Annotated in this window: 10 protein-coding genes and 1 pseudogene; 6 read left to right on the top strand and 5 right to left on the bottom strand. The window is 72.6% G+C overall.

Annotated elements, in window-relative coordinates; all coding sequences use genetic code 11:
* Positions 1–178: 178 nt before the first annotated feature.
* Entirely contained in the window at positions 179–805 is a 627-nt protein-coding gene (locus tag AQJ66_RS07900; RefSeq protein ID WP_061918533.1) for an MmyB family transcriptional regulator, read from the top strand.
* A gap of 21 nt (positions 806–826) precedes the next feature.
* Here the strand turns inward: AQJ66_RS07900 and AQJ66_RS07905 are convergent, their stop codons facing one another.
* Entirely contained in the window at positions 827–1,741 is a 915-nt protein-coding gene (locus AQJ66_RS07905) for a helix-turn-helix transcriptional regulator (RefSeq protein WP_079060128.1), read from the bottom strand.
* A gap of 102 nt (positions 1,742–1,843) precedes the next feature.
* Here AQJ66_RS07905 and AQJ66_RS07910 point away from each other — a divergent pair, with 102 nt between their 5' ends.
* Complete coding sequence (locus tag AQJ66_RS07910) at positions 1,844–3,340, top strand: MFS transporter (RefSeq protein WP_079060129.1); 1,497 nt, start codon at positions 1,844–1,846, stop codon at positions 3,338–3,340.
* Positions 3,341–3,432: 92 nt separating this feature from the next.
* Here AQJ66_RS07910 and AQJ66_RS40835 read toward each other — a convergent pair whose 3' ends face one another.
* The 3 genes and pseudogenes from AQJ66_RS40835 to AQJ66_RS07920 form a co-directional block, all read right to left on the bottom strand.
* Positions 3,433–3,579, bottom strand: coding sequence for a hypothetical protein (locus tag AQJ66_RS40835; protein WP_341849407.1), 147 nt, complete (start codon positions 3,577–3,579; stop codon positions 3,433–3,435).
* Positions 3,580–3,588: 9 nt separating this feature from the next.
* Positions 3,589–3,786: pseudogene (locus tag AQJ66_RS40940) on the bottom strand (hypothetical protein); the annotation flags it as partial.
* A gap of 164 nt (positions 3,787–3,950) precedes the next feature.
* Positions 3,951–5,213 carry a lanthionine synthetase LanC family protein gene (locus AQJ66_RS07920; RefSeq protein WP_061918535.1) on the bottom strand — a complete coding sequence of 421 codons (1,263 nt, stop codon included), beginning with the start codon at positions 5,211–5,213 and terminating at the stop codon, positions 3,951–3,953.
* On the opposite strand from AQJ66_RS07920, the gene AQJ66_RS38770 reads away from it, so the two are divergent.
* Together AQJ66_RS38770 and AQJ66_RS07925 are read left to right on the top strand one after the other, a co-directional pair.
* Positions 5,212–5,370 carry a hypothetical protein gene (locus AQJ66_RS38770; protein WP_159052537.1) on the top strand — a complete coding sequence of 53 codons (159 nt, stop codon included), beginning with the start codon at positions 5,212–5,214 and terminating at the stop codon, positions 5,368–5,370. The genes AQJ66_RS07920 and AQJ66_RS38770 overlap by 2 nt on opposite strands.
* Positions 5,371–5,412: 42 nt before the next feature.
* Complete coding sequence (locus AQJ66_RS07925; RefSeq protein WP_061918537.1) at positions 5,413–5,877, top strand: hypothetical protein; 465 nt, start codon at positions 5,413–5,415, stop codon at positions 5,875–5,877.
* A gap of 427 nt (positions 5,878–6,304) precedes the next feature.
* Here AQJ66_RS07925 and phoU read toward each other — a convergent pair whose 3' ends face one another.
* The gene (phoU, locus tag AQJ66_RS07930) at positions 6,305–6,988 is read right to left on the bottom strand and encodes a phosphate signaling complex protein PhoU (protein ID WP_061918538.1); all 684 of its coding nucleotides are present in this window, start codon (positions 6,986–6,988) and stop codon (positions 6,305–6,307) included.
* 237 nt (positions 6,989–7,225) lie between these two features.
* Here phoU and phoR point away from each other — a divergent pair, with 237 nt between their 5' ends.
* Together phoR and phoP are read left to right on the top strand one after the other, a co-directional pair.
* Complete coding sequence (phoR, locus tag AQJ66_RS07935; RefSeq protein ID WP_061918540.1) at positions 7,226–8,476, top strand: two-component system sensor histidine kinase PhoR; 1,251 nt, start codon at positions 7,226–7,228, stop codon at positions 8,474–8,476.
* Positions 8,477–8,481: 5 nt separating this feature from the next.
* Positions 8,482–9,046 (top strand): two-component system response regulator PhoP (gene phoP / locus AQJ66_RS07940; RefSeq protein ID WP_482255545.1); only part of this gene is annotated, 565 nt, incomplete at its 3' end.

The raw sequence follows: 9,046 nt of genomic DNA on the forward strand, positions 1-9,046 counted from the left end.
GCCCGAGATGATCGGGCTATCCGGAACGGGGGAAATGATGAATCGGAAGCGGCCGACAGACCGCGATTACCAGGAGCTTCTCCGGAGGTATCGCGCAAAGGGCACCCGGGAGTTAATCGGGTTGCCGCCACGTATCTCCACACGGCGTTCACGCACTGGACACCTCCGCCAATCCGACATGGACGAGGCGCTGCGCGGCGGTACGGGCACGTACCAGAAACTGGAGAACGGCGTCCTGGTTCCGTCGCCCGAACTCTTCCTGCGGGTCGCCGCGACCCTGCGCTTCAGCGACCACCATCTGCGCATCGCCCACCTGGACCTGTTCAGGACCGATCCGGTGCTGTCGGCGGGACCCGCCTCACCGCACTGGCACCGCTGGGTCCGCTGCCACACGGAGACGGCCTACGTCTGCTCTCCGGCCGGCGAACTCATCGCGGGCAACGACGCCTTCACGCAGATGTTCCCGTCCGGCAGGCCACCGGCCAACATGACGGAGTGGGCGCTCCTGTCCGCCGAGGCCCGCGAGGACGTCCTGCTGAACTGGGAACGGGACTGGGCGCCCTACCTCCTCGCGGACCTGCGTCTCGCGCTCGCCCGGCACCCGGACGACCCGACCCTGCGGGAACTGCGTGACGCCGTGCGGAACGACCCGCGTACGCGGCACATCGAGGACGCGCCCACCGGCATCGGCGACGAGGCACGCCGACTGCGCCACGCGGGACGCGGGACGATCACGGTCCGCGCGCTGACGTCGCGCACGAGCGATGTCACGGTCGTGACGCTGCTCTCGGAGGGACAGGGCTGAGCATCCGGCGACGGACGGTGATCAGCGGGCGGCCCTGACCCGCTGATCGCCCCGCGGGGCTCCCCGGAACCCTCCCGCCACGGCCTCGGCGCCGACCGGCCCGAACGCGTGGTGCGGGTCGGCCAGGGCGGGCAGCTTCGCCTCCGTCTCCGGGTCGGCCGGAAGGCAGGTGAACAGCTTCACCCCCGGGGACTGCAGCGCGGCGAGCCGTACGTAGTCCACGGCCAGCCGGCCGAGCCGGGGGTGGTCGAACTCCCAGCGGGCCGAGCCGAAGTCGGCCACGCGGTGCTCGTCCCACAACTCCCGGAACTCGTCGCTGACGGCGTACAGCTCGTTGCTCAGCTGCTCGAACCGCGGGTCGCCCAGGTTGCGGGCGGCGTCCGCGCGGAACTGGGCGAGCAGCCCGGAGGCCTGGGCGCGCCAGTCCACCAGCAGTCGGCGGGTCTCCGGGTCGGTGAACACCATCCGGATGATGTTGCGTTCGTGGCCGGCCAGCCGGCCGGGATCGCCGATGAGCCCGGCCTCGGCCGCGTTCCAGGCCAGCAGGTCCCAGCTCGGCCCGATGAGGTACGTCGGGTACGGGTTCAGCGCGTCCACCAGGCGCTGCAGCTCGGCGCTCGGCGCGTCGGCGGCCTCCTGGCGCACGACACCCTGCGTGTCGGCCAGCCGGTACATGTACAGCTTCTCGGCCGTCGTCAGGTGCAGCGCCCGCGCCAGGCTGTCGAGCACCTGCCGGCTGACCGTGATGTCACGTGCCTGTTCGAGCCAGGTGTACCAGGTCACGCTCACCCCGGACAGGTGCGCGACCTCCTCGCGCCGCAGCCCCGGAGTCCGTCTCCTCGGCCCCGGCTCGATCCCGACGTCACGTGGTGAGAGCTGCCCTCGCCGGGCGCGGAGGAAATCCGCGAGCTCCTGGCGCTGCGCCGTGCTGTCCATCCCATCCCCCGGTACGGACCGTAGTCCTCGATGGTGGTGCCGCCACCACTAGCATATCCGCGCCCATGTGCAGCGGCCGAAGGCGATGGAACGCTGGCGAACATGACGCACCGAAAGGCCGACACGGCCGCCGCCCAGGAACCGACGAGCGCGCCGCAGCCGACCGGCGGGCGGGCCGCTCGGGCGCAGTCGGCCGCATCGCCCTGGCGGGCGCTGCCGGTCATCCTCGTCGGCAGCTTCATGGCCATCCTCGACACCTTCATCGTGCTGGTCGCCGCCCCGGCCGTCCAGGCCGACCTGCACGCCTCCGACGGTCAGATCCAGCTGATCGTCGCCGGATACCAGATCACCTACGCCGTGGCTCTGATCACCGGGGCCCGGCTCGGTGACACGTACGGCCGCAAGCGGCTCTTCATGCTCGGCATGGCCCTGTTCACCCTCACCTCGGTCGCCTGTGCGCTGGCGCCGACCGCGGGGGTGCTCATCGGGGCACGCCTCGCCCAGGGGCTGAGCGCGGCGCTGATGTTCCCCCAGGTCTTCTCGATGATCCAGGTCCTGATCCCGGCGCAGCAGCGGCACCGCGCGTTCGGCGCGCTCGGTTCGGTGATCGGCGTGTCGACGATCCTGGGCCAGCTGGTCGGCGGCCTGCTCATCGCGGCGAACCTGTTCGGAACCACGTGGCGCCCGGTGTTCTGGGTGAACGTCCCGATCGGCCTGATCACCCTGGCGCTGGCGGCGCGGATGGTGCCCGAGACCCGCGCGCCGCAGGCCCGTTCGCTGGACCTGCCCGGTCTGGCGGTGCTCACGGTGGCGCTGTTCCTCCTGGTGATCCCGCTGGTGGAGGGGCGCGACGCGGGCTGGCCGGCCTGGACCTGGGCCAGCCTCGCCGGCAGCGCCGTCGCGTTCGCGCTGTTCGTCGTCGTCGAGCGCCGGGCGGAACGGGCCGGGCGCGCCCCGCTGGTCTCCCTGCGGCTGTTCGCGGAGCGCTCGTTCGCCGTCGGCATCACGCTCGTGGTCGTCGCCTACGCCGGTGTGAACTCCTTCTTCCTGATCCTCTCGCTGATGCTGCAGGACGGTCTGGGGATGTCCGCCCTGGGCGCGGGGCTCGAGTACACACCGCTGGCCGTCGCCTTCTTCGCCACCAGCCTGCTGGCGGCGCGCTGGACGCCGCGCCACGGCCGGCGCGTGCTGGAAATCGGCAGCGTGCTGGCCGCGACGGGGTTCCTCGCCACGCTGCTGATGGCCTTCGCCGAGGGCGCCCGGCTCTCGGCCGGTCCGCTGATCGCGCCGCTGACCCTGGTCGGTCTCGGCAATGGCCTGCTGCTCCCCCAGCTGCTGAACACGGTGCTCGGCCGGATCCGTCCGAGCGAGGTCGGCATGGCCTCCGGCGTCCTGTCCACCGGCCAGCAGGTCGGCGGCGCGGTCGGGGTCGCGGTCATCGGCGTGTTCTTCTTCGACGCCCTGACGCCGCACGGCAGCCGAGTGGCGCAGTACGCGCACGCGTTCGGCACGGCGGCGATCCTCAACCTGGTCATCGCGGCCGTCGCGACCGCGCTGCTCCTCGCCCTGCCCCGCCAGAAGCCGGCCGAGACCGCCTGACGGCCCGTCGCCGGGCCGCCCGGTGGCCCGGCCTGATCAACGCCCCTGCCCGCGGGTCGGCCCGCCGGCAGGGGCCTTGGCCCGGTCCACCGCTACGAGCGGGCGGAGTGCACCGCCGTCCCCAGGGACTTGAACAGGTGCACGTCCGCGTGTCCTCCGGAGATGCCGAGGGTCCGGCCGGTCTCGGCGTAGCCGTGGCGTTCGTAGAAGCCGGGGGCCTGGAACGTGAAGGACGACACGGCGACGCGATCGCGGCCCCGGCGGCGCGCCTCGGCCTCGGCCGCCTGCAGGAGGCTGCTGCCCCCACCCGTCCCTGCGGCTGTCGTCGCGCACCCACAGGAGCTCGACGCCGCACAGGCCGCCCCAGGTCCAGGCGGTGGGTCCGCCGACCAGCTCACCCGCCCTATCGGTGACCTTGACCGAGAAGGTGCCGCGGTCGGCCGCACCGGTGGCGTCCGTGTCGAAGGCGATCAGTTCCTCGGTCAGCCGGTCGCTGAGTTCACTGTCGCGTTCGCCGATGGTCAGGGTCGGGCCGGAGCTGTCAGTCGTCACGGCGCGGAGTGTGACAGTCGGGCCGGTCACCTGACACGGGATCAATTCCGCGCCCCCGTCAGGACACGGAGACCGGGGGCTGGTCCGGCCAGGCGCAGGCGTACCGGGGGGCACCGCCGCGGCTCAGCCCTACGAAGCGCAGGAGTTCGCGGACGATGCCCGCGTTGCCCATCGCCCAGCCGACACAGGGTTCGAGGTCGCTCGGGGTCTCCCGGTGCTCGACGTTGGACCAGCGCGCGCCGTCGCGGTCCCGGATCGCGCGGGCGGCGAGGTCCGCGACGAGGACGTGGGCGAAGTCGTACGGGTCCCCTTGTTCGGCGATCCGGTCGCAGGCCAGGGCGAGGACGCCCGCGGTGCCGCAGCAGCGGCCGTTGTTGTCCCAGAAGCCGGGGCGCAGCCGCCTGGGCAGGCCCGAGCGGGTGACCGTGTGCCAGCAGCGGTCGGCGAGGGCCGACCAGACGGGATCGGCCGTGACGTCACGCAGCAGCCGGAAGGCCTGGGCGTCGCCGGCCGGGCCGTGGCACCAGCCGTAGCTGACGGGCTCGATCACGTCGGGCCGGTACTGCGGGGTGGAGTGCGGCACCAGGAAGCCCTCCGGCCCCCCTTCGTCACGGGCCACCACGTCCACGGCACCGGCCAGCGCCAGTTCCAGCAGGTCGGCACGGCCGGTGCGCTCGCCGGCCCGGGCCAGCGCCAGGACGATGCCGAGCGTGCCGTGCGAGACGTGGTGCAGACGGGCGTCGACACCCGCGCGCCAGGGCCAGTGGACGCCCGCCGCGGTCCGCTCCGCCGTCCGCAGGTACGGCTCCAGGGCGAGGACGGCCAGGTCGGCGTCGCCGGCCAGGAGGGACCCGAGGCCGATGCCCGCGTTGCCGCCCATCAGCTCGAACAGGTCGCCCCAGCGGGTGCCGTCGAACCGCGACCGCACGATTCCCAGCGCGCGGTCCGCGGCGGCGCCGGCGGCCGGGTCGCCGAACTCCTCGTGCAGGGTCCGCAGCATGAGGGCCATTCCGGTGCGGCCGAAGTAGAGCGAGTCGTCGTCGATGCCGTCGACGGCGTCCGCGAGGCTGCGGGCCGCGCGCAGTGCGGCGTCGGCGTAGGAGTCGTCGCCGAAGTGCCGCCACGCCTCCAGGAGCACCGGGACGTTACCGGCCGTACCGCTGTAGAGCGTGGGGTTCAGCTCGCCGTCCGAGGGCCTGGTCGTCCAGGCGAGGCCTCCACCGGGGGTTTCACGCGCCGCTCCGGTCAGCCACCGCAGCCCGTCCACCGCGAGTTCCTCGACCTCGTCCACCGCCACGACCGTGGCTTCCGGTGCCGTCATGGGCTCACTCTCGCACGAGGTGACCGTCTCGCAGGAGAAGGTGCTGCTCGCCCTCCCCGGCCGGTCGGCCGGCGAGCCGGCGTGGCGGGACGGTTTCACGTGGAACGACGTCGGCGCGCTGTTCGAGGAGCCCGGGCCCGGTACCGGCGCCGCGTGACGCCCTACGGTTCAGGCGCGGTGACCGGGGGACCCGGACGCCATGTTCCGAAGCATCGTGCGCGGCTGCGCCGCCGGGGCAGCCGGTACCACCGCACTGAACGCCGTGTCGTACGCGGACATGGCACTGCGCGGCAGATCGCCCAGCAGTGCCCCGGAAGACGTGGTGGACAAGGTCACCACGGCCGTGGGGCACCGCGTTCCGGACTCGGAGGAACGCGGGAACCGGCTGTCCGGGCTGGGCGCCCTGTCGGGGATCACGGTCGGGGTCGCGACCGGGGCGGCCGTGGCCCTGCTGCACCGGGCCGGCCTGCGCCCACCCGTGTGGCTGGGCGGCCTGCTCACCGGGGCCATGGCCATGGCCGCCAGCGACGCGCCGATGGCCGGCCTGGGAGTCAGCGATCCCCGGACGTGGTCGGCCGCGGACTGGACCGCGGACGTCATCCCGCACGTGGCCTACGGCCTGGTCACCTACGGCGCGGTCGCGGCCGCGGACGGGGACCACTGAATCCGCGTCACGTCTCACTTCACGACGAGGGGCCCCGGCAGCGCCGGGACCCCTCGCAGGGCGTACGCCGTCAGCCGCACTGGCAGGGTGCGCCCGACTGGCAGCCGCAACCGCAGCCCGAACCGCAACCGCACGCGCCTACGAGCGGCAGGCTGCGGATCTCGGCGGGGGCGTCGGTCTCGCGTTCCTGGGTGGGGTCGGGCGTGGTGCTCGGGGATTCGGCCATGGGTCCCTCACTCAACTCCTCGACAGGGGGCTGGGTGCCCCTCACCCATTGCATGCCCGCTCTCCTGGGCGCATCAACGGCGCACAGAGGCGCCCGCGCGGCCCCGCGCACCGCCCGGCGGACGTCGAGCCCCCACCCGCTGTCCGCCGCGCTCCCGTCCGGAGCCCTCCGGAACCCGAGGGCGCCGTTCGCCCCGGTCGGCTACTCCACCCCGGTCACCGGCTGGATGTCCTGCTGCAGCTCGTCCGCGTGCTCGCCCGTGACCAGGTAGACGACCCGCTTGGCGACGGCCACCGCGTGGTCGGCGTAGCGCTCGTAGTAGCGGCCCAGCAGGGTCACGTCGACGGCCGTCTCGATGCCGTGCTTCCAGCGCTCGTCGATCAGGTGCTGGAAGAGGGTGCGGTGCAGCAGGTCCATCTCGTCGTCGTCCTGCTCCAGCTGCAGGGCCAGGTCGACGTCCTTCGTCACGATGACCTCGGCCGCCTTGGCCATCAGCCGCTGGGCGAGCTGGCCCATCTCCAGGATGGTGGCGTGCAGGTCCTGCGGGACCGCGCGCTCCGGGAAGCGCAGCCGGGCCAGCTTGGCGACGTGCTGGGCCAGGTCGCCGGAGCGCTCCAGGTCGGCCGACATGCGCAGCGACGTCACGACGATGCGCAGGTCCGTCGCCACCGGCTGCTGCCGGGCCAGCAGGGCTATGGCCCGGGCCTCCAGGTCGTGCTGGAGTTCGTCGACCTTCTGGTCCGCCTCGATCACGCTCTCGGCGAGCTTGAGGTCGGCGTCGAGGATGGCGGTCGTGGCGCGCCCGATCGCCGACCCGGCCAGCCGGGCCATCTCCACCAGACCGTCGCCGATCGAGTCCAGTTCCTCGTGGTACGCGTCCCGCATCAGGGTTCCCTCTCGTACGTCTGCTTCGGCGGTTCCGGGGGCCGTCACGCAGCGCGTGCGCCCCGTGGCGAAACCAGCGGTGCGAACCCCACGCTCCCACGTTCTGCCCTCTACGCGACCGTTTCCGCCACCCCAAATGAACCAATACTGGCTCCAAGGTGAACTCTGGGCGACGAGTGTTCGAGGTCGCACGTCCACGGCTGTGGCCATGTCGTACGCCGTGCCTAACCTTGAGGCATGGACGTGAACGCGGCGGTCGCCGCAGCGGCAGCGATCGCCGGGGTGCTCACCGGTGTCATCGCCATGCTGGCGTTCCGCTGGAGCGAGCGCGACCAGAAGCGACCCACCAGGACTTCCTTGCACACCGACCCCGTACTCCCGCCGGGAGTGGACACCGTGCTGTCGGTGCTCCGCTCCTCGGCCGTCGTGCTGGACGAGGCCGACGCCGTCGTCAAGGCCAGCTCCGCCGCCTACGCCCTCGGGCTGGTCCGCGGCGGCAAGCTCGCCGTGGAGCCGATGCTCCAGATGACCCGGGACACCCGGCGCGACGGCGAGATACGGCAGGTCGAGCTGGACCTGCCCCGGCGCGGCACCGGACGCGGCGACGCCCTCGCGGTCTCCGCGCGGGTCGCGCCGCTGGGTTCGCGGCTGGTCCTGCTCCTCGTGGAGGACCTGACCGAGGCCCGCAGGATCGAGGCCGTACGACGCGACTTCGTCGCCAACGTCAGCCACGAGCTCAAGACACCCGTCGGCGCGCTCTCGCTGCTCTCGGAGGCCGTCATGGACGCCTCCGACGACCCGGAGGCCGTACAGCGGTTCGCCGGGCGCATGCAGATCGAGGCGACCCGGCTGACCAACCTGGTCCAGGAGCTCATCGACCTCTCCCGGGTGCAGAACGACGACCCGCTGGAGGACGCCGAGCCCGTCCGGGTGGACGAACTGGTCGCCGAGGCCATCGACCGCTGCCGCCACCAGGCGGGCCAGAAGCAGATCACCATGGCCGCGGGAGGCACCGCCGACCTGCACGTGTGGGGCAACCGCGGCCAGCTCGCCGCCGCCCTCGGCAACCTGGTCGAGAACGCCGTGAACTACTCACCGGCCCGCACCCGCGTCGGCATCGCCGCCCGCCATGTCGCCGGCCCCGGCGGCGACGTGATCGAGCTCGCCGTCACGGACCAGGGCATCGGCATCTCCGACAAGGACAAGGAGCGCATCTTCGAGCGCTTCTACCGTGTCGACCCGGCCCGCTCCCGGGCCACGGGCGGCACCGGCCTGGGCCTGGCGATCGTCAAGCACGTGGCCGCCTCGCACGGCGGGGAGGTCACGGTCTGGAGCGCCGAGGGCCAAGGCTCCACGTTCACCCTCAGGCTGCCGGAGGCGGGCGCGGCCCGCGACCGCGCACAGCAGCACCCGGACCTCGACGAAGAGGCCGGCACCACCGAGTCGTCACCGTACGAACCGCTTCCCGCCCCGGAGGTCCTTCCGTGACCCGTGTGCTCGTCGTCGAGGACGAGGAGTCCTTCTCCGATGCCCTGTCGTACATGCTCCGCAAGGAGGGCTTCGAGGTGGCCGTGGCGGCCACCGGCCCCGACGGACTCGACGAGTTCGAGCGCAACGGCGCCGACCTCGTCCTCCTCGACCTGATGCTGCCGGGTCTGCCCGGCACGGAGGTGTGCCGTCAGCTGCGCGGCCGCTCCAACGTCCCCGTGATCATGGTGACCGCGAAGGACAGCGAGATCGACAAGGTCGTCGGCCTGGAGATAGGGGCCGACGACTACGTCACCAAGCCGTTCTCCTCGCGGGAGCTGGTCGCGCGGATCCGCGCGGTGCTGCGCCGGCGGGGGGAGCCTGAGGAGGTCACCCCGGCCGCGCTGGAGGCCGGGCCGGTCCGCATGGACGTCGACCGGCACGTCGTCACCGTCTCCGGGTCCAAGGTCGACCTGCCGCTGAAGGAGTTCGACCTGCTGGAGATGCTGCTGCGCAACGCGGGCCGCGTCCTGACCCGCATGCAGCTCATCGACCGCGTCTGGGGCGCCGACTACGTGGGCGACACCAAGA

Origin of the sequence: Streptomyces bungoensis (genome assembly GCF_001514215.1) — a bacterium.
GTDB lineage: Bacteria > Actinomycetota > Actinomycetes > Streptomycetales > Streptomycetaceae > Streptomyces > Streptomyces bungoensis.

Coding starts and splice junctions, on each gene's coding strand:
- AQJ66_RS07920 (WP_061918535.1), bottom strand. CDS start 5,213: ATGACGGCACCGGAAGCCACGGTCGTGGCGGTGGACGAGGTCGAGGAA.
- AQJ66_RS07905 (WP_079060128.1), bottom strand. CDS start 1,741: ATGGACAGCACGGCGCAGCGCCAGGAGCTCGCGGATTTCCTCCGCGCC.
- phoU (WP_061918538.1), bottom strand. CDS start 6,988: ATGCGGGACGCGTACCACGAGGAACTGGACTCGATCGGCGACGGTCTG.
- AQJ66_RS07900 (WP_061918533.1), top strand. CDS start 179: ATGGACGAGGCGCTGCGCGGCGGTACGGGCACGTACCAGAAACTGGAG.
- AQJ66_RS07910 (WP_079060129.1), top strand. CDS start 1,844: ATGACGCACCGAAAGGCCGACACGGCCGCCGCCCAGGAACCGACGAGC.
- phoR (WP_061918540.1), top strand. CDS start 7,226: ATGGACGTGAACGCGGCGGTCGCCGCAGCGGCAGCGATCGCCGGGGTG.
- AQJ66_RS38770 (WP_159052537.1), top strand. CDS start 5,212: ATGGGCTCACTCTCGCACGAGGTGACCGTCTCGCAGGAGAAGGTGCTG.
- AQJ66_RS07925 (WP_061918537.1), top strand. CDS start 5,413: ATGTTCCGAAGCATCGTGCGCGGCTGCGCCGCCGGGGCAGCCGGTACC.